The 25,191-nt window shown below is 40.6% G+C and carries 25 protein-coding genes; 9 read left to right on the top strand and 16 right to left on the bottom strand.

The features are described 5' to 3' along the window. Window positions 1-433: GNAT family N-acetyltransferase (locus L1D46_RS03495; protein WP_239976783.1), on the bottom strand; the 433-nt coding region annotated here is incomplete at its 3' end. A gap of 443 nt (window positions 434-876) precedes the next feature. Between L1D46_RS03495 and rlmF the strand changes: the two genes are divergently transcribed. Both rlmF and ltaE read left to right on the top strand, forming a co-directional pair. Further along, window positions 877-1,782, top strand: a complete 906-nt coding sequence (gene rlmF, locus L1D46_RS03490; RefSeq protein ID WP_130052491.1) for a 23S rRNA (adenine(1618)-N(6))-methyltransferase RlmF — start codon at window positions 877-879, stop codon at window positions 1,780-1,782. A 10-nt stretch (window positions 1,783-1,792) separates the two neighbouring features. Then, the gene (ltaE, locus tag L1D46_RS03485; protein ID WP_130052492.1) at window positions 1,793-2,800 is read left to right on the top strand and encodes a low-specificity L-threonine aldolase; all 1,008 of its coding nucleotides are present in this window, start codon (window positions 1,793-1,795) and stop codon (window positions 2,798-2,800) included. Here ltaE and L1D46_RS03480 read toward each other — a convergent pair. The 9 genes from L1D46_RS03480 to L1D46_RS03440 form a co-directional block, all read right to left on the bottom strand. Beyond that, window positions 2,783-3,367, bottom strand: a complete 585-nt coding sequence (locus L1D46_RS03480; protein WP_058584247.1) for a thymidine kinase — start codon at window positions 3,365-3,367, stop codon at window positions 2,783-2,785. The genes ltaE and L1D46_RS03480 overlap by 18 nt on opposite strands. Before the next feature lie 108 nt (window positions 3,368-3,475). Next, complete coding sequence (locus L1D46_RS03475) at window positions 3,476-3,943, bottom strand: methylated-DNA--[protein]-cysteine S-methyltransferase (RefSeq protein ID WP_205987955.1); 468 nt, start codon at window positions 3,941-3,943, stop codon at window positions 3,476-3,478. A 2-nt stretch (window positions 3,944-3,945) separates the two neighbouring features. Continuing rightward, window positions 3,946-5,295: an AlkA N-terminal domain-containing protein gene (locus L1D46_RS03470; protein WP_130052494.1), complete on the bottom strand. Its 1,350-nt coding sequence runs from the start codon at window positions 5,293-5,295 to the stop codon at window positions 3,946-3,948. 87 nt (window positions 5,296-5,382) lie between these two features. Next, the gene (locus L1D46_RS03465; RefSeq protein ID WP_130052495.1) at window positions 5,383-5,994 is read right to left on the bottom strand and encodes a superoxide dismutase; all 612 of its coding nucleotides are present in this window, start codon (window positions 5,992-5,994) and stop codon (window positions 5,383-5,385) included. A 15-nt stretch (window positions 5,995-6,009) separates the two neighbouring features. Beyond that, on the bottom strand, window positions 6,010-6,516 hold the full coding sequence (locus L1D46_RS03460) for a hypothetical protein (RefSeq protein ID WP_130052496.1): 507 nt from the start codon (window positions 6,514-6,516) through the stop codon (window positions 6,010-6,012). Between the two features lie 120 nt (window positions 6,517-6,636). Next, window positions 6,637-7,122 carry a GNAT family N-acetyltransferase gene (locus L1D46_RS03455; protein ID WP_054552102.1) on the bottom strand — a complete coding sequence of 162 codons (486 nt, stop codon included), beginning with the start codon at window positions 7,120-7,122 and terminating at the stop codon, window positions 6,637-6,639. 132 nt (window positions 7,123-7,254) lie between these two features. Then, entirely contained in the window at window positions 7,255-10,365 is a 3,111-nt protein-coding gene (locus L1D46_RS03450) for a CusA/CzcA family heavy metal efflux RND transporter (protein WP_130052498.1), read from the bottom strand. A 9-nt stretch (window positions 10,366-10,374) separates the two neighbouring features. Continuing rightward, window positions 10,375-11,502: an efflux RND transporter periplasmic adaptor subunit gene (locus tag L1D46_RS03445; RefSeq protein WP_130052500.1), complete on the bottom strand. Its 1,128-nt coding sequence runs from the start codon at window positions 11,500-11,502 to the stop codon at window positions 10,375-10,377. A gap of 58 nt (window positions 11,503-11,560) precedes the next feature. After that, window positions 11,561-11,740 carry a hypothetical protein gene (locus tag L1D46_RS03440; protein WP_130052502.1) on the bottom strand — a complete coding sequence of 60 codons (180 nt, stop codon included), beginning with the start codon at window positions 11,738-11,740 and terminating at the stop codon, window positions 11,561-11,563. Window positions 11,741-12,108: 368 nt separating this feature from the next. Here L1D46_RS03440 and L1D46_RS03435 point away from each other — a divergent pair, with 368 nt between their 5' ends. From L1D46_RS03435 to bfr (L1D46_RS03415), 5 genes are all read left to right on the top strand, one after another. After that, window positions 12,109-12,969, top strand: coding sequence for a cation diffusion facilitator family transporter (locus L1D46_RS03435; RefSeq protein WP_130052503.1), 861 nt, complete (start codon window positions 12,109-12,111; stop codon window positions 12,967-12,969). Between the two features lie 63 nt (window positions 12,970-13,032). After that, window positions 13,033-14,103 carry a PepSY-associated TM helix domain-containing protein gene (locus tag L1D46_RS03430; protein WP_130053016.1) on the top strand — a complete coding sequence of 357 codons (1,071 nt, stop codon included), beginning with the start codon at window positions 13,033-13,035 and terminating at the stop codon, window positions 14,101-14,103. Between the two features lie 443 nt (window positions 14,104-14,546). Continuing rightward, entirely contained in the window at window positions 14,547-16,682 is a 2,136-nt protein-coding gene (locus tag L1D46_RS03425) for a TonB-dependent receptor (RefSeq protein WP_130052505.1), read from the top strand. Window positions 16,683-16,891: 209 nt separating this feature from the next. Continuing rightward, window positions 16,892-17,365, top strand: coding sequence for a bacterioferritin (bfr, locus tag L1D46_RS03420; RefSeq protein ID WP_130052506.1), 474 nt, complete (start codon window positions 16,892-16,894; stop codon window positions 17,363-17,365). Between the two features lie 11 nt (window positions 17,366-17,376). After that, window positions 17,377-17,841 (top strand): bacterioferritin, encoded by a 465-nt coding sequence (gene bfr / locus L1D46_RS03415; protein WP_130052508.1) that lies wholly within the window; start codon window positions 17,377-17,379, stop codon window positions 17,839-17,841. Between the two features lie 57 nt (window positions 17,842-17,898). Here the strand turns inward: bfr (L1D46_RS03415) and L1D46_RS03410 are convergent, their stop codons facing one another. Next, window positions 17,899-18,372: a mechanosensitive ion channel domain-containing protein gene (locus L1D46_RS03410; RefSeq protein WP_130052509.1), complete on the bottom strand. Its 474-nt coding sequence runs from the start codon at window positions 18,370-18,372 to the stop codon at window positions 17,899-17,901. 59 nt (window positions 18,373-18,431) lie between these two features. Continuing rightward, window positions 18,432-18,887: a hypothetical protein gene (locus tag L1D46_RS03405; protein ID WP_130052511.1), complete on the bottom strand. Its 456-nt coding sequence runs from the start codon at window positions 18,885-18,887 to the stop codon at window positions 18,432-18,434. Window positions 18,888-19,071: 184 nt separating this feature from the next. Between L1D46_RS03405 and L1D46_RS03400 the strand changes: the two genes are divergently transcribed. Next, window positions 19,072-19,503 (top strand): hypothetical protein, encoded by a 432-nt coding sequence (locus L1D46_RS03400; RefSeq protein WP_130052512.1) that lies wholly within the window; start codon window positions 19,072-19,074, stop codon window positions 19,501-19,503. Window positions 19,504-19,654: 151 nt separating this feature from the next. Here the strand turns inward: L1D46_RS03400 and L1D46_RS03395 are convergent, their stop codons facing one another. The 4 genes from L1D46_RS03395 to hutH all read right to left on the bottom strand — a co-directional run bounded on the left by L1D46_RS03395 (window position 19,655) and on the right by hutH (window position 24,169). After that, a complete protein-coding gene (locus L1D46_RS03395) occupies window positions 19,655-20,041 on the bottom strand; it encodes a hypothetical protein (protein WP_130052514.1) in 387 nt (128 codons plus the stop codon). A 90-nt stretch (window positions 20,042-20,131) separates the two neighbouring features. Beyond that, on the bottom strand, window positions 20,132-20,542 hold the full coding sequence (locus L1D46_RS03390; protein ID WP_130052515.1) for a GFA family protein: 411 nt from the start codon (window positions 20,540-20,542) through the stop codon (window positions 20,132-20,134). A 121-nt stretch (window positions 20,543-20,663) separates the two neighbouring features. Continuing rightward, window positions 20,664-22,664: a urocanate hydratase gene (locus L1D46_RS03385; RefSeq protein WP_130052517.1), complete on the bottom strand. Its 2,001-nt coding sequence runs from the start codon at window positions 22,662-22,664 to the stop codon at window positions 20,664-20,666. Between the two features lie 11 nt (window positions 22,665-22,675). Beyond that, a complete protein-coding gene (gene hutH / locus L1D46_RS03380; protein ID WP_130052518.1) occupies window positions 22,676-24,169 on the bottom strand; it encodes a histidine ammonia-lyase in 1,494 nt (497 codons plus the stop codon). Window positions 24,170-24,288: 119 nt separating this feature from the next. Here hutH and L1D46_RS03375 point away from each other — a divergent pair, with 119 nt between their 5' ends. Beyond that, a complete protein-coding gene (locus tag L1D46_RS03375) occupies window positions 24,289-25,185 on the top strand; it encodes a LysR family transcriptional regulator (RefSeq protein ID WP_130052519.1) in 897 nt (298 codons plus the stop codon). Window positions 25,186-25,191 lie beyond the last annotated feature (6 nt).

Here is a 25,191-nt window from a genome sequence, read left to right as displayed (position 1 = left end):
GTCTAATAATAGCTAACATATCATCATCTTCTTCGTCCAAGCCAACCTCTTGAAAACCAAAACTTGAATAGAATTCTTTAGCTACAGGGTTTTTTGGGTCATAACATATTTCGATTTCTTTAACAGTGGGACTCTGTTTAATAGCATCTATTGCTTGCGTTAATGCTTCCCTACCAATCCCTTTGTTCTGATAGCTCTTATCAACCATAAACCGCCAAATTGAAATTTTGTAAGGAGATTCTTGAACCCACATCAAAAAGCCGACGGGTAGATTGTCGCTATAAATAGCCCTGCACGTATAACCTGTATTATAAAATGACTCAACTAATGACCACATATTACAAGCAACATACTCTTCTTGAGAGTCTGCCACATCCAGATCACAAACAGATTCGTAATTCGATTTGTCTATTTCTTCCAATGAAATATTCATATTTACCTTAGATTCTAATACCATATATAGAACAAATATATGATGTTCATCTGAAAAAACAAAGAGTAAATGCCATTCAAGCATTTGGTTCTTCGTCCATACATGGCATTTTAAATACTCTATTTCAATCATTTAAGAAGTACTCAAGTATCACTATCGGTTAATAATTTATTGCAAGCATAAAATTGAACTTAACTAATTACGCCATAAAAACAAAACACTCTTTGAACTAACCATTTTATCGTTATAAATATCAATTAAATATTTAGTTAGCACCTGATCAGGTGTAATTGCTTAGTAAATACATAACTTCAAAACCGAAGCTATTTACACACTAAAATCTATCTGATTCTGCAGAAAAATATCCACCGCAAACTAACTCAGAGCAAAGATTTATTTGGTACAATCAACCTTTGATATTGCTAACAGATAGGTTTTCCTTAATGCATCCGCGAAATCGCCACTTAAATGGCTACGACTTTACTTTGCTATGCAAAGATACTCCTGCCCTAACACCTTATATAACGCAAACGCCAACGGGCACTGATACCATTGATTTCAGCAATTCATTAGCGGTTAAAACCCTCAACCAAGCGTTATTAAAAAGCCATTATAAAATCGATTTTTGGGATTTACCCGACAACTACCTTTGCCCACCGGTCCCTGGCAGAGTGGATTACATTCATCACTTAGCCGACTTATTAGCAAGCGATAACCAAGGTCATATTCCTACGGGTAAGCAAGTAAAAGTACTTGATGTAGGCACGGGTGCAAATGTGATTTACCCGCTTACTGGTAATCACGAATATGGCTGGCACTTCACAGGCTCAGATATTGATGCCTTGTCTGTTAAAATTGCTAAACAAATTGTGCAATTTAACCGCCTGAAAATTAATGTTAAGCAGCAAAACAACGCCGATAAAATGTTTAAGGGCGTGATATCGAATAAAGATGTCTTCCACCTAACTTTATGCAACCCGCCGTTTCATGCCAGTGAGCAACAGGCCAAAGCGGGTACTGAGCGTAAATGGAAAAACCTAAACAAAGCACCACAAAAAGTACTTAATTTTGGTGGCCGCCAAAACGAGCTATGGTGTGAAGGCGGTGAGCGCGAATTTATCAGTAAAATGTGTATTGAGAGCCAAGAGTTTGCAGAGCAATGTATTTGGTTTACATCACTTGTTTCTAAATCTGACACTTTACCGCATATAAAAAAGTTACTTAGCACACTTGATGTGAAAGAGGTAAAAGTTATAAAAATGGCACAAGGCCAAAAAATTAGTCGCTTTATTGCTTGGAGCTATTTTGACCAAGCCGACCGCGAAGCCATTCTTAACGAACTAGTATAAGGATAATAAGATGATCGACTTTCGTTCAGACACAGTTACAAAACCAACAGCAGCCATGCGCGCGGTAATGAATGACGCCCAAGTAGGTGACGACGTTTATGGTGACGACCCAAGCGTTAATCAGCTTGAACAATTTGCTGTTGAGCGTCATGGCTTCGAAAGCGCCCTTTATTGTAGCTCAGGCACGCAAGCCAATTTACTGGCATTGATGGCACATTGTGAACGTGGCGACGAATACATTTGTGGGCAACAAGCACATAACTACAAATTTGAGGGTGGCGGTGCTGCTGTATTAGGCTCTATTCAGCCGCAACCAATTGAAAATAATACTGATGGCAGCATAGATTTAAACAAAGTTGTGGCTGCAATTAAAGCTGATGACTTTCACTTTGCTAAAACTAAATTACTTAGCTTAGAAAACACCATTGGCGGCAAAGTTCTCCCGCTTAGATATCTTAAAGAAGCCAGAGAATGTGTTGATAAACATAACCTTGCTCTGCACTTAGACGGTGCCCGTGTGTATAACGCTGCGGTTAAGTTAGGTGTTGATATCACTGAAATCACCCAGTATTTTGATTCAGTGTCTATTTGCTTATCAAAAGGACTTGGCGCGCCGGTTGGCTCACTATTATTAGGTAGCAAGGCACTGATTGATAAAGCGCGCCGCTGGCGTAAAGTACTCGGCGGTGGTATGCGTCAAGCAGGTATGCTTGCAGCCGCTGGTCAGTATGCACTTGAGCATCACGTAGCAAGGCTTGCTGAGGATCACGATAATGCGGCGTATTTGGCAGAGCAGTTAAACACGTTAGCTGGTTTTGATACGTCAACTTTTCAAATCGATACCAACATTGTTTACGCAAATGTTGCCGAACATATCGATTTAAAAGCAGTGGCACATGCGCTAAAAGAGCAAAATATGCTATTTTCGCCAGGTAAACCACTGCGCCTAGTGACCCATTTAGGTGTCACTAAGCAAGATATTGATAGCTTTATCTCGGCATTAGCGGCCGAGATTTAACGATTCTTTATAATGTTTGCGGCACACCGATACATATCGGTCGTTGCCGCCAATTTCTACCTGATTACCGTCTGCAATCGCATTACCATGCTCATCGGTACGCAGTACATGGTTAGCTTTACGACCGCAATGACACACGGTTTTCAACTCAATTAGTTTGTCAGCCCAGGCAAGTAGGTATTGTGAACCACTAAATAGCTCACCTCTAAAATCGTTACGTAAGCCATAACACAGTACCGGAATACCAAGTTCATCAACCACATCTGTTAATTGCATTACTTGGTCTTTTGATAAAAACTGGCACTCATCTACTAAAATACAATGGCGCTTTTGCTCTGCATTTAATGATTTGATCAATTCAAATACATCTTTATCTGCATCAAAAATATGCGCATCAGCCTGTAAACCAATACGTGAAGACACCTTGCCAACACCTGCTCTATCATCAATAGCCGCTGTTAAAATAACCGGTTCCATACCACGTTCGCGGTAGTTAAATGCAGATTGTAAAAGTGTGGTAGATTTGCCTGCATTCATTGCAGAATAATAAAAGTACAGCTGTGCCATGATGTTGCCCAAATTTTAAAGTCGCAATATGCTACCCTAATCGCGCGACAACATCATCTATTACCTTACTCTTATTACCTCAAGCGTTATCCCAGTAAAATTGCTGTTTTATAACAAGCCTTCGTGTTTCAGTAACCACTCTTTTCTTTCAAGGCCACCCGCATAGCCTGTGAGCTTGCCGTTTGCGCCAATAATTCGATGACATGGCACAATAATGCTAATCGGGTTTTTTCCATTCGCAGCGCCCACTGCACGCACCGCTTTTGGGTTATTAATGGCAAGTGCTATCTCTTGGTAACTCTTACTTTGACCAAACTCAACATCCATCAGCGCATGCCATACTTGCCTTTGAAACTCTGTACCTTGCGTATCAATAGGAACAGTAAAACGCGTACGCAGACCATTAAAATATTCATTAAGCTCACTTATACATATTAAAATAGGTGTAAGGGTGTGCTCATCAACAGCCTCTGTTTGCATCGCAACTACTGGGTAAAAGCCAACGTAACTGACGCCTTTTAATGTACTTTGAATGGTAATATCGCCAATGGGGCTTGGCATTATAACTTGTTGCATACTCATAATTGTTGCCATAGTTGAAAAGTTAAATAAGAGCGAAATGGCGCACAGTGCTCGCTATTAAATTCGCTGATTCCAGCGAGGGCTTTTTTAACCCCTAAGTCGCCCGCCAGTAAAATATCTGGGTGGCTTTGACCACGTAGTTTGGCGTAATTAACTGTCCACGGGCCAATGCCTTTAAGCTCTAACCAATTATCAAGCTCTTGATTATCTGGGTTTTGCTGACAATAAGCACTTAAACGACGTAGCGCATCTTTGCGTGATTGTGGCATTTTAAAAAAATCGAGTTCAGAATTGGCAACCCATTCAGGGCTTGGAAAATAGTGGTTATTACTTTGCTGATTAAACTCACTCACAAGCTGTGACACTAGGTTATGAGCCGCTGTAACACTAACCTGCTGACCAAGGACCGCTCGTATGCCCGCTTCATAATCTGACCAAATCCCCGGTAAACGCAGGCCAACACAAAGCGGCATTGAAACTTTAAGCTCTGCATCTAAATGCTGTTCTATGGTATGCGTATCGGCGTCTAAATCAAGCACACGACGAATGTTATGGATCACTTGCTGTAAATAGCGGGTGTTATCAATATCAATCGCCACTTTAAAGTGGTTTTTATGCTCAACAAAATGCGCAGTGAATTGCCCTTGGCAATATTTATCTTTAAAAGTGCGACCATAGCTTGTTGTGCTCAACCATTCTAACCCACTGATTAAACGGCGCTGCAAAAAGTCATGGAGTGCTTGCCAGTTATAAGGCGGCCTAAATGCCAGTGTTAGAGTTAATGTTGAGGCTGGTTTTTTATCTGACTTACGTAACTTTGAAGGAGCGATATTTAACTGCTTTAAAAAAGCATCGTTAAAGCGACGAATACTATTAAAGCCAGAAGCAAATGCGATATCTGCCACCGACAAATCTGTTTCTTGTAATAGCTGCTTGGCGAAATTGCATTGGTTAAATAATCTATATTGGGTGATCGACAGTCCAAAATGTTGGTTAAACAAACGGCGTAAATAGCGGCTCGACACCCCGAGTCTGTCTGCTAAAACCTCACAGTCGTAAGCCTCACCTTTATCTATCAATTGTTTTGCGCGTAATGCTGTGGTTTTAGTACCTAGCCAAGCTGGGCTATTTGGTGCACTATCTGGGCGACAGCGAATACAGGGTCGAAAACCATCTTGCGCAGCTAAGTGCGCGTATTGGTAATATTCAACGTTCTTTTCTTGTGCCGTTGGTGCGGGGCAAATTGGTCTGCAATAAATACCAGTACTTTTTACCGCCACAAAAAACACCCCATCAAATCGTGGATCGCGGCTTTGCCTTGCAGTCTGCCATTGTTGGCTAGTCATAATTATTCTCGTTACACGCTAATACCGTTAGCTTAACTGAATATTATTTTTTGACTAGCCGGTTTCGGACCTTAACTATTTAAACAGCTATTTAAGTGCGGCTAAATATCGGCGCTCTACTTCCGGCCAATTAATCACTTCGTAAAATGCCGCAATATAGTCAGGGCGACGATTTTGATATTTCAAGTAATACGCATGCTCCCACACATCAAGACCTAAAATTGGCGTATGGTTATGCATTAATGGGCTATCTTGATTGAGGCTACTTTCAACAACCAACTGGTTATTTTCATCAACACATAACCAAGCCCAGCCACTGCCAAAACGGCTTACCGCTGCATTAGTAAATTGCTTTTTAAATGCGTCAAAGCTGCCAAATGTATCAACAATGGCGGTATTTAACTCTTCACTTGGCTCACCACCGCCATTAGGTGACATAACTTGCCAAAATAATGAGTGATTATAATGGCCACCTACATGCTCTTGCACTGCCTTTTGTAATGACTCAGGCATTGATGAAATGGTGCGTAGTAATGTTTCAGCATCTTGCTCAGAGTAATGGCTGCCCTCTAGTGCAACATTCGCTTTATTGATATAGGTTTGATGATGCAAGGTATGATGAATTTCCATAGTTTTCGCATCAATGTGCGGTTCAAGTGCATCATAGTCATACGCTAAATCGGGTAATGTAAAAGACATACTGATTCCTTATCGTTAATGTAATAACTGCGTTTTGTGGGGATGGTCAGCTAATAGCTGATTGATTCGGTTAATGAGTGTCGGAAATGCTGATGCCATGCTGGCAAACTTAACCAGCTCAAAGTAGGTTTTGTGATGATGATGCAGGACCAAGGTGCGAACTTGCAGCTCTGGGTGACTTAAAAGCATACTTAATTGTTGATGAGCATGGCAAAGCCAAGTGCAAGCTTTTTCGGGTTTTTGCATCACTTTAAAGGTATCTGCAAGATTCAAAGTTGCAACAACAAATGCTGCAATACAATGCTCTAACGAGCGAGTAACCAACTGGTTGATTGGGATATTAGAAAGTTGTGCGAGTAGTGTTTCGGCGCAGCTGCTTGCAACCGTGTAATGATCACGCGCAGTAATAAGTTCGCCAGATTCAAATGCTAAATTGCCTTTATAAATAGCACGTTGCCAAGGGACAAGCGCATCATCAATGGCGTTTGAAGTTAAAGGTGTGTGGCGTGTTGTTTGAGTCATAAAAATCACCTGCACTTATACCAGTCTCAGTATGTGTTTAAACTACACACCGACACACACAAATGCAAATGATTTTTATTTATGTTTTTATTTGTTTATTTTAAACTACATCAACATTGCTTATTGATGAGCAAAGTCGATAAGCTCTTGGCCTGTCAGGCGGTAAATAATCCACTCATTTTGCGGTTTAGCACCAATGCTGTCGTAAAAATCAATGGCTGGTTTATTCCAATCAAGTACCACCCACTCAAAACGACCACAGTCTTTTTCAAGTGCTTGCTTAGCAAGATATTGCATAATTTGCTTACCGGCACCTTTACCACGGCTATCTGCGCTTACGTAAAGGTCTTCTAAATACAACCCATTTTTGCCAAGCCACGTTGAGTAATTATAAAAATACACAGCAAAACCAATTGGTGTGTCGCCCTCTAAACAAATAACACTATGAGCCGTTGCGCCTTCACTGAATAACGTTTTTAAAATAGCTTGCTCGTCTGTTTTAACTGCGTCAGGTTCTTTTTCGTAGATAGCAAGTTCGGTAATAAAATGTAGGATTGTTGCAGCATCACTTGCGACTGCCGGACGAATTGTAATTGCGTTACTCACTCTGTATTCCTTTTTTACATCATTATTGTAATGCCCAGTTTATAAGGGCTTTAGCGTGGTGTAAACGCCCTTTACAGAAATACATTGCATTAAAAAAAGGGGCTACTAAACGTTAGCCCCATTTTGCTTTATTTACTTACTCATCGACTTATAAAGTACCGGCAGTACAAATAAAGTTAAGAGGGTTGCACTGACCAACCCGCCAACAATAACCGTGGCAAGGGGCTTTTGTATTTCAGCCCCTATTCCTGTGCTAAGCAGCATCGGAATTAGCCCAAGCATTGAGGTTAGCGCAGTCATTAGTACGGGTCTTAACCTCGAAATAGCTCCTTCAAATACCGCTTTGTCTTTGCTATCTCCGGCAATAATCCTTTGATTAATGCTTTCGACCATCACCACACCATTCAATACCGCAACACCAAATAGCGTGATAAACCCTACAGAGCTGGGTACAGATAAGTATTGATCAGAGACATATAATGCAATCACCCCACCAATCACAGCCAAAGGTACATTGACAAGAATAAGCACCACTTGCGATAGGTTACTAAAAGCAAAATAAAGCAATAACGCAATGAGTAACAAGGCCACAGGCACTACAATCATCAGCCGCTGTTGTGCCCGTTGCTGGTTTTCGAACTGGCCGCCAATGGCAACACTGTAACCACTTGGTAGCTGTATTTTATCGGCAATGTTAGCGCGTATATCTGCAACTACAGAGCCCATATCTCGCCCCTGCACATTCGCTTGAATAACCACCCGCCTTTGAACATCATCGCGACGAACTTGAGGAGCGCCTGACTCAATCTGTACATCGGCTACATCCCCCACCCTAACAATGGCACCCGCGGGGGTTCGCAGTCGAAGATCTGCAATCACATTCGGGTTTTGGCGAAATCTTTGGGCTATGCGCACATAAATATCATAGCGCTCATTAGCATTAATGATTTGCCCTGCCGATTGCCCGCCAATACCGTGCTGAACTACATCCATCAAATCAGCCACCGATAAGCCAAAGCGCGACAACGCCAAACGGTTGGGTTTAACTATAAGCTGTGCTTCGCCGCCTATTTGCTCCATCGCGACATCCTTAGCGCCAGGTATTTGCTGAACTAGCTGCTCAATTTGTTGGCCTTTTTCAGTTAAAACGCCTAGGTCACTACCAAATAACTTAATGGCCAATTGCGCTTTAACACCCGATAAAAGCTCATCTACTCGGGTTGCTATAGGCTGTGAAAAGTTAAATAAAAGCCCTGGGAATTGCTCAAGCTTGGCTTCCATTAGTTTTTGCAATTCGACACGTGTTTTCGCGTTAACCCATTGCTCATGAGGTTTTAAGCCTAAATAGATTTCAATGTTGTTAACCGGTTCAGGATCGCCCCCTACTTCAGCCCGACCGATTCGGCTCAGCGCATATTCCACCTCACTAAATTCAAGCAACATGGCTTCAAGCTTTGGTGCAACTGAGATTGCTGTATCGAGACTTGCAGAGGGAGCAAGTGTCACACGTAGATTGATAGTGCCTTCTTCAAGCTCTGGCACAAATTCAGTACCCAGCCTTGGTAGCATAACGGCAGCTACAATCAGTAATAACCCTGCTATAACTAAAACGGCGCGTTTAGCCTGCAATGCTTTTTGTAAAGCCCTTTGATAAAGCATATCGATAGGTTTTAACAAAATACTTTGCTTTACTGTCACGCCCTTAGCAAATAAGTACACACACAGAGCTGGCACTACAACCAAGGCAACGATCACTGCACTAATAATTGCCAGCATAATGCTCACAGCCATTGGCTGAAATAGCTTAGCCTCAACGCCTTCAAAACTAAACAGTGGTAAAAATACCGTTAGAATAATCAAAGAAGCAAAAAAGATAGGCCGCGCAACTTCTTTTGCAGCAATTGCAACCAGCTCCGAAGAAGGCTTATGTTGATTATGCTTAAGCCCTAAGTGCCTAAATACATTCTCAACCATCACTACAGAGCCATCCACCAGCATACCAATGGCAACAGCAATCCCACCCAACGACATTAAGTTTGCCGATAATCCCAGCCATGCCATTACACTCAGTGCTAAGCCAATCGAAATAGGGATCGACAATAACACCAAAAATGTCGCTCTTAAATCAAGCAAAAATAGTGCTAATACTATGATAATAAAGACAAAAGCTAAAAGCAGTGCATCAATAACCGTTTGTACTGCTTGGCTGATAAGCTCTGCTTGGTCGTAAATTGCTTTAAATTCAACATCCTTTGGCAATGCTTGATTTATCATCTCGATACGCGCGTTTATGCCATCAATCGTTTGCTTGGTATTTGCACCCATCCGTTTGAGCACGATACCAGTAACCACTTCACCACGATTAACTATTTCGCCTTTATCATTGCGTTTAGACAAGGTAACAGCACCTTGGCGAATCTCACTGCCAAGCTCAATAGTCGCAACATCAGCCACTTTAACGACCGTACCATCAATGGTTTTGATAGGCGTTTGCGCAATCTCAGCAAGTCCTTTTTCGCCTGGAGTAAACCAACCTGTACCACGAATAACAAGCTGCTCTTGGCCTCGGTTCATATACCAGCCACCCACATTACTGTTGTTAGCATCTAGGGCGTTACTAACATCTTGCTGTGTTAAGTCATAAGCAAGTAGCTTATTGGGGTTTATGTTCACTTGATACTGCTTAACCTCACCGCCAAATGACAGAATATCGGTCACACCATCAATAGGTAAAATAAGTAATTTAACCACCCAATCATTTAAACTACGCAGTGCCATACTATCAATGTTTGCACCCGGCTTTGCTTCAAGTAAATACTGATAGACTTGCCCAAGCCCAGATGTATTAGGGCCCATGGTTGGCGTACCCACACCAGATGGGATCAACTCTTTAGCAGACTGCAAACGTTCAAAAACCAGTTGCCTAGCAAAGTAAATATCAACCCCTTCTTTAAACACAACAGTAACACCCGATAAACCCGTTTTAGAAATAGAACGAACCTGCTCTACATCAGGCAGTGCATACATAACGGCTTCTATCGGGTATGTGATCAGTTGCTCGACTTCTTCAGCCGCAAGTCCTGGCGCTTCGGTATTTACCGCCACTTGCACATTCGTAACATCAGGAAAGGCATCTAAATTGAGTTTTGGGATCATAAATGCACTCACCGCAATCGCCGTAAGTAAGGCCAAAAGCACAAGTAGACGGTTCTTTATCACCGCCTCAATTAATAAATTAAACATGCGTCACCTCTAGTGGTTATGCGGATCAAATCCGCCTTTAGCTAGTTGTGATGCAATAAAAAATGCACCTTGGGTGACAACTTCAAGCCCGGCTTGAATATCCAGCACTTCACGATAATCGCCAAAACGTCTGCCGAGGTTCACTTCTTGGGCGACAAAGCTGCCATCGTCATCAACGACGAACAATTGCCAGTCACCATCTGCGCTGCGAGTTAATGCATTTTCAGGTACAGCAAGTACTGCTTTATCCGTTTCAAATTGAAAATACACATCGGCAAACATGCCTGGATGCAAACTATGCTGAGTGTTTTTTACCTCGAGCCTAACGGTGCGTGAGCGTGTTTGTTCATCAATGGTATGTGCTTCTTGAATAACTGTTGCTGGATAGCGATTACCGTTAACTTCTAACAGCGCCCTAGAGCCATTACTGATAGTACGGTCTTGATTAGCTGAAAGCTGAGCAGCAACCCAAAGCGCTGATTCATCGGCTATTAGCATCAACTCAATCCCCGAATCGACTCGCTGACCTTGGGCAAAGTTATCGGTTAAAACAGCCCCCGATGTTTGTGCAAACAAGGTGTATTCACCGAGTTTTTCTGGGTTTATGGTGAGTGTTTTTGCAATAGCTTGTTTTGATAAACCAAAGGCAACTAATCGGCTATAAGCGACTTCATATTCAGCTTTAGCAGTTAGAATTTGCTTTTTGCTTACCGTGCCAGCTGTCATTTTAGTTAGCCGTTTTAACTCGGCTTCAGCTAACCTAAATTCAGTTTGCTGGCTGGCCACTTCGCCACTAAATAAAGTGACTAAAGAGTCTCCTTTATTTACATGCTGCCCTAATAAGGCATGGCGCTTTACAACAATTGAATCAACACGCGGTGACACCAAATAACTGGCATAGCCATTGGCTTTAATTTCGCCCGGTGCATACAAGATTTGCTTGTATTTTTTCAGTACAAGGCGCTCAACCTTGATATTAGCTAGTTGCTGTTGCTGCTCAGTTAAACTGACTTCATTAGCATGTTCAGCTTGCTCATTTTCTTGATGATTATGCGCTTGTTCTGTCGCATAAATATTTGTCACAGTCATGTAGCATACGCACAGCAATGCATAACGCATAAAATTTCTTAAATACATATATTGTCTCTTACTTAAAATGGGCTAAGCCCAAATAACATCTAAAAAGGGTTTGGGATTAAGTAAGAGCTAAAATAGGTGGGCGATGTAGCGGTGCTAAGTCAGGCGATTTGAAGTTGAAATCAAGTGATTCAATTTTAGTGAAATAGACACCAGTAGGTTCAGACAATTGCAGCGAATCTAAAAATGCAGGGCTGTGACAAACATGACAATGGCCTTTCTCGGCTGAGTCAGACAACTGTTTGCTAAGCTCGTCATGCTCTGATTGATGTAGTTGATGATCGCCATTGGCAGCGCAATGAGCTTCAAGGTCAATTTCTTCTTATAGCAGTACCGAGGTGTGATTAAACGCAACATTATGATCGGCCACATCAAAGCTATCCAGCAGTGGCTGGAGCAATAATACGCTAATCAAAATAATAAATGCAGCTTTCACATTGAGCCTAAAAATTAGAACTAAAAATTGGTACATCGGCGCTAAATTAACAAATCCACCCGCATTTGAACAGAAAATTATAATCTGTTAGCAAACAAACCAATACAAACATTTTATTACAAAGGCACGCATGGTATAAAAATAAAGCAAATCAATAACTAGGTATTTATATGGGACACGGACACCACCATCATCACGATACAAATAACCAAAGCACCCGCCAACTCATGCTGGCAATTGCAATTAATGTGTTATTAACTGTCGCTCAGGTGATTGGCGGCCTCGTTTCTGGCAGCTTATCGTTAATTGCTGATGCGCTGCACAATTTAAGCGATGCCTCGTCGTTATTCATTGCCCTAATTGCCCGAAAAATTGGTGCCAAACCTGCTAATCATCGTTATCAATACGGTTATAAACGTGCAGAAATTTTAGCCACGCTATTTAACAGTTTAAGTTTAATTGTGATTGGTGGTTACTTAATTTTTGAAGCGATCACCAACTATTTAAACCCCGACCCCATTGATGGCTGGATCATCATTTGGGTTGCGGGTCTTGCGCTGGTTGTTGATCTTGTCACCGCCCTATTAACTTACAAAGCGGGTGCAAAAGACAGTATGAATATTCGTGCTGCGTTTATACATAATGTGTCTGATGCACTAGCCTCAGTTGTGGTAATCATTGCGGGTACCTTAATCATTCTCTACCAGTGGTATATTGTTGATTTAATTGCCACTATGCTGATTTCAATGTATGTCATTTATCACGGCATTTTACTGTTAATTGCCAGTAGTAAAATTTTAATGCAAGCAGCCCCTGATAATTTTGCTGTAACAGACGCTATCAATAGGCTTAAAGCCCAATTTGCAATCACTGATGTTGATTACCTTAAAACATGGCAGATAGATGATCATCACGTTCATTGCGAGCTAAAGTTTCGTGCCAAGCAAAGCATCAGTAACGATGATATACGTCACTTTTTACATAACAACTTTGCAATTGAAAGCTGTACCATTGAACAAGTTTTAGTGTAAATGTTTCGCGTTATCATTTACTATTCAGTTTTGTGTTAAAGCAAACTGAAGGAACAAATCTTGTTGAAGTTGTGGTTACGTCGTACGCATTTATTACTTGCCTTAGTAAGCGGTTTATTTTTAATTTGTTTAAGTTTGACCGGTGCTTTGCTTATTTACGCAAAAGACATTCAATACCTTACTCAAAGTGATAGATGGACAGTAACGCCAGCGGCTTCAGCACTTGATTTTGATAACCTAATCAATCACGTTTCAGCGTCAACTAAACAACCTGTTACTCTGGTAATGCCAGAGCAGCGCAGTGATCTAGCGTGGCAATTACAACTAGCAAATAACCGCTATGTGAGTGTTAATCCATACAATGGTCAGGTTTTACATGAATACGATTATTACAGTACGATTTATGGCTTTACCATGGCTTTGCACCGCTGGCTGCTTTATGAAGATGGCGATAAAAGCCGCCCTCTAAGAAACTGGGTATCGGTGTGTGCGCTCATTCTTATTATTGAAATTCTGCTCGGCTTTTATATTTGGGTTAAGCCAAAAAATCGTATGAAACGTTTGGCTATTAAGCGTAAAGCAAAGTTTAGAGTACTGATGTATCAGCTACATACCGTTTTGGGTGTGTATTTTTTAATTCCACTCATTTTAATTGCTTACACAGGTATGGCGTTTAACTGGAAAGAACAAACCAAAGCCGTATTAGAATTTGTGATGCAAGGCACAGTTGAAGATAGACCTAAACCACCAGCGGTTATTCCCCCTTTAGCGGATACGCCCTTTCAAGTGCAAAAAGCGTTTGATAACGCACAAACTGTTTTTCCTGAAGGCAAGTTATTTAGAATTTATTTACCGAAAAAACCAAGTGACAACATAGGATTTAGAATAGAGAACCCAGGTGAAAGCCATGCCTATAGTTGGGTATGGGCAAACCCATATTCAGCCGATATTGTAGCAAGTTATGATGCCAGCGAAAGCTCTTTGACCACTCAAACTTGGAACTTCAAATATAAGTTTCATATTGGTGATTTTGCAGGCCCAATTGTGCAATTATTGTGGTTGATATTTGCTTTATCACCGTTATTTTTTACGATCTCAGGTGTTTACTTTTGGTACAAACGGCATTACAGATAGACACTTTATCTGACAGATTAATTATACAACGGCCTTTCATCATTAAACGAACTCATATTCTCGGCCAAAGCTATATTACTGCGTATATATAATCACATGAATGTGTAAAATTGGTGGCAAAACACTTGATGCTAAAGTGGCAATCAACCACATCGCTATATCAACTGTTTATTCACAAATTTGGGTGCTGCCTGCTAGGTAACACTAGAAATATCAGTAACACCTATGTTAGCGCTTTAAAACCAATACTCTGAACACGCAAAATTAGTAAGGGTTCAAATATAATACTCACCTATTAAGCATCCATTGAACATTCGTGGATGCTAAATTCATCGCTATATAACAGAACCAAAGGACTTATTGCAAATCATTATCATTAACCTTGCCTTTACTCTTCTTTACATTTAGACTGCCGCACAATCAAACAAGAATTAAGGACAAGCATGTTAAAAACTTCTCTGACTCTGGTCGCTATTGCAATTAGCAGCCAATCATTTGCTGATGATGCCATAAATAAAAACCTTACCGTAGAAGAAATGGAACACGTTGTTGTATCAGGCAGCCGTGTATTTGAAAGCATTGATGAAGTCCCAGCTTCTGTCACTATTATTAGCCAACAGCAAATTGAAGAACATTTAAAAGTTAATCCAGAATTACAAAGCTTACTTGCGCAAATGGTACCAGGCCTAGCACCAGATACCGGCAGTTCGAGTAATACAGGTCAGAGTTTACGTGGTCGTGCACCACTTGTAATGATCGATGGAGTGCCGCAATCGACACCACTCAGAAACGGCTCATTAGGAGTTAAAACTCTCGATCCAAGCGCCATTGCGCGTATCGAAGTGATCAAAGGCGCTACCTCTGTTTATGGTAATGGTGCATCGGGCGGTATCATTAACTACATCACAAAGCAGGCAACAAGTGATGGTCAGCCAGAAGGTGAGATCAGCCTATCGTCACGTTTTAGTGCAGTTAAATTAGAAGAAAGCGCCGGTGCGCGAGTCTCTGCAGCAATTAATGGTCGTGCTGATAAAATTAGCTATTTATTTACCGCAAGTTACGAAGAAAATGGTGTTCAACGTGACGCCGAAGGCGATATTCTTGGCTTGCAGTATGGTTTATCTGATGCAGTAACAGAAAACTACTTTACCAAACTCGGCTATGATTTTGATGATGAGAAGCAGCTGCAATTTAGCTATAACTACTTTAGCTCTCAACAAAAAACCGATTTAGGTGACGTTGTTGGCAACCTGAACGATGGCGAAAAAACTTATGCGATTCATGTACCTAAAGAGCTTCAAAAGCAAGGTAAACCACAAGGCCCAGACGGTAACGAAAACATAACCTTAAAGTATACAGACTACGCCCTATTTACTAATACACAAATGACGCTCGATCTATACATGCAAGACATCGAGAATGTGTTTTTCTTTTCTACAAACTTAGCTAACCCAGACGAAGGTTACGAAGGCGGCCAATCAATTATTCGCTCAGAAAAGAAAGGGGCGCGCGCTACCTTTAATACCCTTGTTGATTTTGACAATGTTGAAGCCACCTTTATTTATGGCCTAGATGCACTGAATGATGTGACTTCTCAACCGCTTGTTGATGGCCGTGTTTGGGTACCAGAGATGGATATGGAAAGCCTTGCTGGCTTTTTACAAACAAAGTGGGTTATCGATAATGATTTAATCATTAAAGCGGGTGTGCGCCAAGAGAGTATTGATTTAACCGTTGATGACTACAACACCTTAAAGCTTTGTCGTTCAGAAACACAGTGCTCAGTGCCACTTAGTGTAAAGGGTGACACTATTGATTACGATGCAACCACCTATAACGTAGGTGTTAAATACAATTTGCTTGATGCCTTCAGCCCGTTTGCCAATTATTCACAAGGTTCTGATATCTCAGATATTGGCCGCTTATTACGTTCTGCAACAGTAAATGATATTGGCCTAATTCAAACAGAAGCATCAATCATCGATAACTATGAAATTGGCTTTACATCACAGTTTGATGACTTACGTTTTGAATTTGCAGCTTACCGCAGTACGTCTGAGTTTGGCACTACTAATAGCTTTAATGAGGTAACGGGTGTCTATGAGCCAGTAAGAGCGCCACAAGAGATCTGGGGTTACGAAACACTAATCGATTATAAAATTAATCCAACTCTCAAACTTGTTGCAACCTACAGCTATGTTGAAGGTAAGAACACCGAAGACGACATTTACTTAGGTTCTCGCCAAATAAGCCCACCAAAAGGTACTGCTAATTTAAACTGGCAACCAAATGATGAATTATCACTCACTGTGAGTTATTTATATGTGGGTTCACGCAAACGCTTTGAGCCAAATGCAGAGGGTGAGTTTGTTGGTGATCAAGGTCCAATTAGCAGTTACAACCTATTTAACCTAAGCGGTCGTTATAACTTTAGCAACAACTGGCAAGCGTTTATGGGTGTAGAAAACCTATTTAATAATGATTACTACCCTGCCCGTGCGCAGTCTTATACTTATGGTGGCTATAACATTAATGGTTTAGGTACGACCATGACACTTGGTGCAACTTATAGCTTCTAAAGCAGTTTTTGTTTAGAGCAACAAGCCCTTCTTAGTAAGGGCTTTTACCTTTAAGAATAGAAACGATAAATTGTTCATTTATCAACCATTAACGCAAACTTAAACGAGAATCACACTCAATAGTAAACAACTGATTTACAAAGGAAAATGTTTGCAATCTTATTTTTATATACTACAATTATCGCAACTTGGAATTCGAGGACAGCATTATGAAAGGTAACCAAAAAGTCATCGATAGTTTTAATAAACTACTCGCAAACGAATTAGCTGCTATAGATCAATACTTTATTCATTCTCGTATGTATGACGATTGGGGCCTAAATAAGCTGTATGAGCGTCTTAACCACGAAATGGAAGAAGAAAAAGACCACGCTGATTGGTTGATAAAACGTATTCTATTTTTAGAAGGCGTACCAAACATGACTAAACGTCGTGATTTATTAATTGGCTCAGACGTTAAAAGCATGATGCAAAATGACTTAACACTTGAGCTAGAAGTTGTTGACTGCGTTAAAGAAGCTATTTCAATTTGTGAACAAGAAAAAGACTATCAATCACGCGAAGTGCTTGAAAAGCTATTATTTGATACAGAAGAAGATCATGTTTACTGGTTAGAACAACAGCTGGGTCTAATCGACAAAATTGGTAGCCAAAACTACCATCAATCTCAAATGGGCGAATAGAGGCTAATTGTATGAAAGGCGATAAAAGCGTCATTGCTGCACTTAATAAAGTATTAGCAAATGAATTAGTGGGTATTAACCAATACTTTTTACACGCTCGTATGTTTAAAGATTTTGGTTTTTCAAAATTAGACAAAGCTGATTACAAAGTATCTATTCAAAAAATGAAAAACGCCGACCGTTTAATTGAGCGTATTTTGTTTTTAGAAGGTTTACCAAACTTACAAGATTTAGGTCGCCTACGTATTGGTGAAAACTCAGAAGAAATGATCGAAGCTAACATGAGCTTTGAGCTTGATTCATTAGTCGATCTTAAAGCGGCAATTAAACTTGCTGAAGAGAAAAAAGATTACATCAGCCGTGAAGCGTTAGATAACATCTTAAATGAGCAAGAAGAACAGATTGATTGGCTTGAAACACAGCAACAGTTAATCAAAACCGCAGGGCTTGAGAATTACCTGCAATCTCAAATGTAATTTGCTAAAACTTAAAAAAGCAGCCTAGGCTGCTTTTTTTATGGCAAAAATTTGTGCTTAATCATCTTCGCGATCAATGATTGACACTTTATTACTTAAAATTAAAGAGTTAGGAATTAAATGCACCGCTCCCTCGCCTTTAATTGTGATATAGCGCAAATTAAGGTCAATCACTGTGCCCTTTGAATTGCTCACTTCAATGTAATTACCAAGCTTAATGGGCTTATAAAGCACAATCATGACACCTGCTACTAGATTCGAAATAGCATCCTTCAACGCAAAACCCAAAGCAAAGCCTGTTAGGCCTAAGCCGGCAACTAAAGCGGCAACGTCAAAACCCAGTTTCGATAACGCAAGCACAATACCAATGAATAATAAAATAGCACGCTGCGAGTTAGAAATAAGCCGAAAAGTTTCAAGAGCGGTTGAATCAAAGCGTCGTTGAAATTGTTTAATAGCATGGTCTATAATCAGGCTTGCAATGTAAAACGCGGCGATAACTAAAAGTGCTTGAATAAATTGGCTAGTCATAGAATTTTCAATTAAAAATAAAAGCCCATAATAGGCTTGAAATTGCGTGAGACAAACATTTATTGCTTTTCAAACACACATGAAACTTCAGGTTTATTCAGTGTGTAAGTGATATTGCCATTATCTTTAAAACGCAGATCTTCAGTTGTTGAACCGTTATCGTCTTCATTTTCACAGCGAAAGTAGCGCTTAGTTCTGACAATCCCATTTACAAAGTATTTTAACTTCGAGCTGACAACACAAAAATTTGGGATCTTCTTTACCTGCGTACCGTTATGTAAGTCACTAAAGTCGATTAATGTTCCTAAGCTAAATCCTTGAGTTGTTTCTTTTATCAATGAAAAGGAGGCGTTTTGACAAACCACATCACTGCCTGCTTTCACTTTGTAATCACCTTGTTTATCTTTAATCAGAGCCAAAAACTGCGTTTTATTGCTCGGCTTCACATCAAGTAGAGCACTAGCAATTGACGAGGTTGATAGTAAAAAAGCCACTAAACAAAAGTAATATCTCATTGAAAATCCATAAACTTATAGACACTTTACTAGCATAGCATGCTGATTAAGGTTGGTGAATTTATAACGCATTAGTTAATACGATAAAAAAATGCTTTTGGTTCTATTTTATGAACTTTGCATAAGCAACCAATCTGTTTATGTGCTATAAATTTTAATGATGAAAATTTTTGGAGGGAATCAAATGAAAATAATCAAACTCATCGCTTTAACAACATTTTTAGCCCTAGCTAGCACACAAAGCCTAGCCAGTGATGACGACTGGAAGTCCATCGCCGAGAAAAAAGTCAGCTACAAAAGCGAAACCGATACCGTTAATCCTATCACCAGCAGCAACTACAGCCATATTAAAATTAAATGTACCCATGGCACTGTGAATCTTAAGAAAATTAAAGTTGTTATGAATAACGGTGAAGAAAAAGTGTTTGATAACCTAGGGGTTTTAACCAAAGGGATGTCGTCACGTAGTTTAAGCTTACCAGACAAAAACGACGCAAAACTCGATAAAATCAAACTTGAATATGAATCGGTAGGCAGCACAGCCCTTAGTATGGCAGGTGTAACCGAAAAAGCAGAAGTTGAGATTCTCGCGAAAAAAGCAAAGAAAGAAGATTAAAGTTGCGAGTTGCGAGTTGCGAGTTGCGAGTTGCGAGTTGCGAGTCAGGATGTTAGAGCCTATACAGTTTCACAAGTAGGAACGGCTTCAGCAGTGAACCTTCGATGTTCGGCGTTGAAACGCCTCCTACAAACTTTACTCTAGTATCTCGCTAACTCTTTACTGATTTGTCTAATTTAGTTACATAAGCTTTAAGCTCTGCAAGCTGACTTTTTTCGCCTTGGTGAACATTCATTGCTTTTGCAAAGTAGCTATTGGCTTGCTGCTGCTCACCAGCTTGCTCATGAATAAGTCCAATCCGAAGATAAGTAAACGCAAGATTATTAGGGCCTAACTCTGTTTGCAGCGTTTTAGCGCTATCAAGCTCAAGAATTCTTGCGAGTGCATTTAACGCATAAAGCGCACTATCGCTTGAACCTTTGATGTACTGAGAATGAGCGATTTCTAGCTCATTTTTAAGAAACTCGGCTGTCATTTCATTTGCGTTTGTAGGTACTGCTAACGAGACTAAAGCAGCTAAGGTTAAAACTTTAAACATATTAAACCTCCTTTTAAAATGTATCTTAAAGATTAATCAAACTCGATTAGCTGGTCAAACTTTATTCATAAAAGCAAATTATCAAAGCGCTTAATCGCGACCCAAGCCAATCAACTTTTTGCCATTTAAGCCTTTTCTATGCCATTCGGTTTGTTCTTCACAGAATATTTGCGCGTCTAATTCTTTACTTGGCTCTTCGTTTAAACTACCTGCAGGTACAAGTAGGTATTTACTGTCTTGTGATTCAAATGGCAGCGCAGAGCCACAGGTTTTACAAAACGCTCTAGATAATGCACGACCAGGATAATTAAACCGCGTTATATGCTGCTGACCTTTTACCCATTCGATAGCATCTGGTGAGGTAAACAAATTTGCAGCGTGAGCTGTTCCGCTCAGTTTTCGACATTGTTCACAATGACAGAAGTAAAAACGCCTAAATTTATCAGCAACTTTAAAACTCACTGCACCGCAGCAACATTCACCCGTCAGTGTTTTAGTCATCTCTATCTCCTCATTAGCTAAGCCAAAAATTTATTACCTAAACAATGCGCTATTTAAAAATTTTAGGCAATAAAAAAGGCCATGTTGCGTGTACAACATAGCCTTTTTGCATTGACACAACTTAGAAATCTAAGTTTGATAAAACTTCATCATCAACGTTATTAGACAAGGTCACTTTAAGTTTAGGCGTACGAGCCATTTCACGTTTAATTGCAAAATTAGCTTCTTCGTTACGAGCCCAACTACGACGAGCAATACCGTTGTTTACATCAAATAATAGCATAGATTTCAGACGACGCTCGGCAGCTTCACTACCATCTAGTAGCATACCAAAACCACCGTTGATCACTTCGCCCCAGCCTACACCACCACCATTATGGATAGATACCCATGTTGCACCACGGAAACCATCACCAATTACGTTATGAATAGCCATATCTGCTGTAAAGCGGCTACCGTCATAAATGTTTGATGTTTCGCGGAAAGGTGAATCAGTACCACTTACGTCATGGTGGTCACGACCAAGTACAACTGGACCAATTTCACCACGATTAATGGCATCATTAAAGGCTTTAGCAATTTCAGCGCGGCCTTGTGCGTCTGCATAAAGAATACGAGCTTGAGAACCTACAACAAGTTTGTTTTGCTTCGCATCTTTGATCCACGTGATGTTGTCTTGCATTTGCTGTTGGATCTCTTCAGGAGAGTCTGCCATGATTTTATTTAAAACATCTGCAGCAATAGCATCTGTTTTATCTAGATCTTCTGGCTTACCTGAGGTACATACCCAGCGGAACGGGCCAAAGCCGTAATCAAAACACATTGGGCCAAGAATATCTTGTACGTACGATGGGTATTTAAAATCAATACCATTATCAGCCATTACATCGCCACCAGCGCGTGATGCTTCTAACAAAAACGCATTACCGTAATCAAAGAAGTAAGTACCTTTTGCCGTGTGCTTGTTAACAGCATCGGCGTGGCGCTTAAGCGTCGCTTGTACTTTTTCTTTAAATACTTCTGGCTCTTCACGAATTAAACGATTTGACTCTTCATAGCTGATATCAACCGGGTAGTAACCGCCTGACCATGGGTTATGAAGTGAAGTTTGGTCAGAACCTAAGTGAATGAAAATATCTTCAGCTAAGAAGCTTTCCCATACATCAACCACGTTACCAATAAAGGCAATCGAAACCACTTCTTCATTTTGCTGAGCAGTACGTACACGCTCAACAAGCTCTGGCATGTTATCGATTAGCTCATCTACCCAACCTTGTTGATGACGCTTAATAGCCGCCTTAGGGTTAACCTCAGCACACACGGTAATACAGTTAGCAATGTTACCCGCTTTAGGCTGAGCACCACTCATACCGCCTAAACCAGCAGTTAAGAAGATCTTACCTTTTGGTGATTCGCCTTTTGCAAGTACTTTACGGAACGCATTCATTACCGTAATGGTTGTACCGTGAACGATACCTTGCGGGCCGATGTACATAAATGAACCCGCAGTCATTTGACCATATTGAGTTACACCTAGTGCATTGAATTTTTCCCAGTCATCTGGTTTTGAATAGTTCGGGATCATCATACCGTTTGTCACAACCACACGCGGTGCTTCAACTGATGATGGAAATAACCCCATAGGGTGACCCGAATACATGTGTAGCGTTTGGTCTTCTTCCATTTCGCTTAAGTACTTCATGGTTAATAAGTACTGCGCCCAATTTTGGAATACCGCACCGTTACCACCGTAAGTGATTAGCTCTTCTGGGTGCTGTGCTACAGCAGGGTCAAGGTTGTTGTCGATCATCAACATAATAGCGGCAGCTTGTTCGCATTTAGCCGGGTAATCACTGATCGAGCGCGCTTTAAGCTCATAGTTAGGTTTAAAGCGATACATGTAAATACGGCCAAATTGTTTGAGCTCAGCAGCAAATTCAGCAGCTAATTCTTGATGCCATTCTTTAGGGAAATAGCGCAATGCGTTACGAATAGCCAATTGCTTTTCGTCGGCCAATAAAATGTCTTTACGTTTTGGAGCTCGGTTTGCATCGCTTGGATACGGTTTTGGCTCTGGCAATACGCTTGGGATACCTTGCTTAATTTGTTCTTGAAAAGTCATTATTTGCTCCCTTAGTTAACTTTAAACGCTTGCGATTTAACAAGTTCTACCATGGCATCAATATCAGGCTTAAGTAAGCGGTCTTCTTCTAATTTGGCAACTTTGCTGCGAATTAATGCAAAGTTTTCTTCAATGATGTCAGAACACTTATTAGGACGTCTAAATTCAATTGCTTGTGCTGCATACATAAGCTCAATTGCAAAGATTTTATCAAGATTACCTAAAATCTGGTTTAACTTACGACCAGAAATACTACCCATAGATACGTGATCTTCTTGACCCATTGATGTTGGTACACTGTCCGCTGATGGTGGGAAACACAAAGATTTGTTTTCTGTTACCAATGCCGCAGTCACGTATTGTGGGATCATCATGCCAGAGTTTAAGCCACCCGATGACGTTAATAAACGCGGTAAACCATGTAAGCCCTCAAGTAGCAAGTAACAACGACGATCAGCAATGTTACCAAGCTCTGCTGCTGCAATTGAAGCATAATCTAATACCATAGCAAGTGGTTGACCGTGGAAACCACCACCCGAAATTGCTTCTTCTTCGCTGATCACAATTGGGTTATCTGTAACTGAATTCATTTCTGTTTCAGCAAGTTCTTTTAAGTGGTAATACGCATTACGTGATGCACCATGAACTTGAGGAATACAACGCAGTGAGTAAGGGTCTTGAACACGGTCACAATCAGTATGTGAAGCCATGTTTTCAGAGCCTGCAAAAAAGCTGCGCATACGCGCTGCAACTTCGATGTTACCTTTAAAAGCACGGATAGCATGTAACTCTTCACGGAATGGTGATTCGCTACCTTGCATACCTTCAATACTCATAGCACCTGCGATGTCTGCAAGGTCTAATAGGTAACGCATTTTAGTAAGCGCAGTAATGGCATGAGATAAAATAAACTGAGTACCATTAATTAACGCTAAACCTTCTTTAGCATGTAAATCTAGAGGCGCTAAACCGTGCTCTTTTAATACTTCTGCTGCTGGCTTGATTGTGTCGTTTACCCAAAACTCACCTTCACCTAGAAGAGGTAAAAATAAGTGCGATAACGGTGCTAAGTCGCCCGATGCGCCAACTGAACCTTGCTCTGGTACAACAGGAATGATATCAAGTTCAATAAACTTAAGCATACGCTCAACAACGGTTAAACGAATACCTGAAAAACCTTGGCTTAATGCATGTACTTTGGTGATTAGCATTAGCTTTGAAATAGGTTTAGCGATTGGCTCACCCACACCTACAGCGTGTGTGATCAATAAGTTCTTTTGTAGTAGGTTAGTTTCTTCTGGAGAAATTTGTGTATCACATAATGGACCAAAGCCAGTATTGATACCATAAATGGCTTTATCTGAGGCAGCCATTTTGTCTACATTTTGGCGGCTTTTATTAATTTTATCAATTGCTTCTTGGCAAAGCTCTGCCTGTAACGTACCGGCTGCAATAGCATTAACGCTATCTAACGTTAATTGGTCAACACCATACTTAAATGTCATTTATAACTCCTAAAGAACAGGATTAGTTTTATTTAGAGGGAGTCTAGCTTGCTCTAGTTGTTTTACAAATGCATAATTATCGTTATTCATTCCAGATTTATCGAACTAAAAGAAGAGCTATGCAAGTTCATGACGTAGACCTGCGCTTATTGCGCGTTTTTGTAGCAATTGTTGAGTGTGGCGGGCTTTCAGCCGCAGAGTCACGTTTGAATATTGGCCGCTCAACCATCAGTGCGCATTTATCAGACTTAGAAGTAAGGCTTGGCATTAAATTATGTAAACGTGGCCGCAGTGGCTTTGAAATTACAGATGCAGGAGCTATCACCTATCAGGCATCGATTGAACTGCTTCAGCAATGCGAAGCCTTTGCTAATACCGTAGCAAGCTCTAAAAATGAGTTATCGGGACGTTTAAGTATCGCCATGATAGATACCATGGTTAGCGATCCACGCTGTGCCGTTCCCCGTGCTATTGCAAGGTTAAAAGGAAAAGGTAAAAACATTCAGTTCGATATTAACGTATGTGAAGCACGAGAGGTAGAAACCGCAGTAGCCAATGGCCGCTCGTTAGTGGGGATTGGTGTTAGCCGCCATCATATTCGCGGATTAGATTACACCGCCCTACATAACGAAACCAACTTTCTGTATTGCGCAGTCGGTCACCCGTTATTTAATTGTGAAGACAAGAAAATAAATGAGCTGCTCAAAGAAGCGGAGGTGATTACCAGTAACTACATGCGTGATAAAGAAAGCCGAAACGACGGTTTAAACTATCAAAATAGTGCCGTTGCCTACCATGATGAAGGGATTGCACATTTAATTTTATCTGGTGAGTTTATTGGTTATTTACCTGATCACTATGCACAGTTCTGGGTCGATAAAGGCATTTTTAAGGCTGTTCAGCCAAACAAATATCACTACGATATTCCTGTGGTATTAATCACCTCAAAAACAAACGCCAGCTCCCCTTTAGCAAACGCTATGATTGACGAAATTAAGCGCTGTTACGCGGTTTAGGCTTTA

The organism is Pseudoalteromonas sp. Isolate3 (assembly GCF_022398505.1).
In the GTDB taxonomy this organism is placed as follows: domain Bacteria; phylum Pseudomonadota; class Gammaproteobacteria; order Enterobacterales; family Alteromonadaceae; genus Pseudoalteromonas; species Pseudoalteromonas apostichopi.
The sequence above is the reverse complement of the archived record's forward strand: the minus strand, read 5'-3'. Positions and strand labels throughout refer to the sequence as shown.

Coding starts and splice junctions, on each gene's coding strand:
- rlmF (WP_130052491.1), top strand. CDS start 877: ATGCATCCGCGAAATCGCCACTTAAATGGCTACGACTTTACTTTGCTA.
- ltaE (WP_130052492.1), top strand. CDS start 1,793: ATGATCGACTTTCGTTCAGACACAGTTACAAAACCAACAGCAGCCATG.
- L1D46_RS03480 (WP_058584247.1), bottom strand. CDS start 3,367: ATGGCACAGCTGTACTTTTATTATTCTGCAATGAATGCAGGCAAATCT.
- L1D46_RS03475 (WP_205987955.1), bottom strand. CDS start 3,943: ATGCAACAAGTTATAATGCCAAGCCCCATTGGCGATATTACCATTCAA.
- L1D46_RS03470 (WP_130052494.1), bottom strand. CDS start 5,295: ATGACTAGCCAACAATGGCAGACTGCAAGGCAAAGCCGCGATCCACGA.
- L1D46_RS03465 (WP_130052495.1), bottom strand. CDS start 5,994: ATGTCTTTTACATTACCCGATTTAGCGTATGACTATGATGCACTTGAA.
- L1D46_RS03460 (WP_130052496.1), bottom strand. CDS start 6,516: ATGACTCAAACAACACGCCACACACCTTTAACTTCAAACGCCATTGAT.
- L1D46_RS03450 (WP_130052498.1), bottom strand. CDS start 10,365: ATGTTTAATTTATTAATTGAGGCGGTGATAAAGAACCGTCTACTTGTG.
- L1D46_RS03445 (WP_130052500.1), bottom strand. CDS start 11,502: ATGTATTTAAGAAATTTTATGCGTTATGCATTGCTGTGCGTATGCTAC.
- L1D46_RS03435 (WP_130052503.1), top strand. CDS start 12,109: ATGGGACACGGACACCACCATCATCACGATACAAATAACCAAAGCACC.
- L1D46_RS03425 (WP_130052505.1), top strand. CDS start 14,547: ATGTTAAAAACTTCTCTGACTCTGGTCGCTATTGCAATTAGCAGCCAA.
- bfr (WP_130052506.1), top strand. CDS start 16,892: ATGAAAGGTAACCAAAAAGTCATCGATAGTTTTAATAAACTACTCGCA.
- bfr (WP_130052508.1), top strand. CDS start 17,377: ATGAAAGGCGATAAAAGCGTCATTGCTGCACTTAATAAAGTATTAGCA.
- L1D46_RS03410 (WP_130052509.1), bottom strand. CDS start 18,372: ATGACTAGCCAATTTATTCAAGCACTTTTAGTTATCGCCGCGTTTTAC.
- L1D46_RS03405 (WP_130052511.1), bottom strand. CDS start 18,887: ATGAGATATTACTTTTGTTTAGTGGCTTTTTTACTATCAACCTCGTCA.
- L1D46_RS03400 (WP_130052512.1), top strand. CDS start 19,072: ATGAAAATAATCAAACTCATCGCTTTAACAACATTTTTAGCCCTAGCT.
- L1D46_RS03395 (WP_130052514.1), bottom strand. CDS start 20,041: ATGTTTAAAGTTTTAACCTTAGCTGCTTTAGTCTCGTTAGCAGTACCT.
- L1D46_RS03390 (WP_130052515.1), bottom strand. CDS start 20,542: ATGACTAAAACACTGACGGGTGAATGTTGCTGCGGTGCAGTGAGTTTT.
- L1D46_RS03385 (WP_130052517.1), bottom strand. CDS start 22,664: ATGACTTTTCAAGAACAAATTAAGCAAGGTATCCCAAGCGTATTGCCA.
- hutH (WP_130052518.1), bottom strand. CDS start 24,169: ATGACATTTAAGTATGGTGTTGACCAATTAACGTTAGATAGCGTTAAT.
- L1D46_RS03375 (WP_130052519.1), top strand. CDS start 24,289: ATGCAAGTTCATGACGTAGACCTGCGCTTATTGCGCGTTTTTGTAGCA.